Origin of the sequence: Campylobacter concisus, from assembly GCF_902460875.1 — a bacterium.
Classification (GTDB): Bacteria; Campylobacterota; Campylobacteria; order Campylobacterales; family Campylobacteraceae; genus Campylobacter_A; species Campylobacter_A concisus_AA.
In genome coordinates this window covers 241,810-242,685 of record NZ_CABPVR010000007.1, presented here as the reverse complement: position 1 = coordinate 242,685, position 876 = coordinate 241,810, and the positions used below count along the sequence as shown (strand labels likewise).

The 876-nt window shown below is 28.3% G+C and carries 1 pseudogene; it reads left to right on the top strand.

Annotated features, from left to right (window positions below):
• Positions 1-51 precede the first annotated feature (51 nt).
• Positions 52-876, top strand: a pseudogene (locus F3H01_RS09165) (type VI secretion system membrane subunit TssM); the annotation flags it as partial.

The following is an 876-nucleotide window of genomic DNA, read 5'->3' as shown; positions in this document are numbered from 1 at the left end:
TGTTATTATTACATTAAAGAAATATATTTATTTGTAAAAGGATGTGCATCAATGGCATTTATCGATTACCTAAGAAGGTTTTTTGTCTTTTTTAGATTTAAACACAGTACCATTTTGGTAGCTTCTATTGCATTAAGCATCTTATTTTGGCTTTATGCTCCACTTATAGCTTTTAATGATGTATATAGCTTTGCTAGTATAAGTTCAAGAGTCACTATATTAATTGCATTTTGGGTAGTTATTTTATTTTTTGTTTTAATCAAGCCATTAATGCACTATTTAGCATCTCAAAAAGATGAAAAAAATAACAAGCTAAAAGAGATAAAAAAAGAGTCTATGGATAGCTTTGGTAAGGCAAAAAGAAATTTTATGCTTTCTTTGAAAGATGCCAAAACAACATGGAAAAAAGATATAAATTTTAAAAAATTACCTTTAATAATGATAATGGGTAATGAAGGTGCTGGAAAGAGTGCATTTATAAACTACTCAAATATCGAATTTCCACTATCTGATAGTTTAGATACTTATAAAAAAATACACAAAAGTACAACAAACTTTAATCTTTACATTTCAAAATTTGGCGCACTTTTAGATACTGAGGGTATACATTTTGCACAAGAGAGCTTGTACCAGCCAACAGCTACTGAAGAGCTTCCTGAAGATGATGTGGATAAAAATAGGGATTACTTGCTTAAAAAAAGTATCTGGAGTGAATTTTTACACTTTTTAAAACGAAATGATTTTAACGCTAGATTAAGTGGTGCGGTTTTAATCATAGATACTAAAAAATTTCTCGAAGGCACTCAAGAATATTTTGATGAATTAATTAGATATATGATAAAAAGAGCTAATGACTGCGAGAAACATCTAAATATT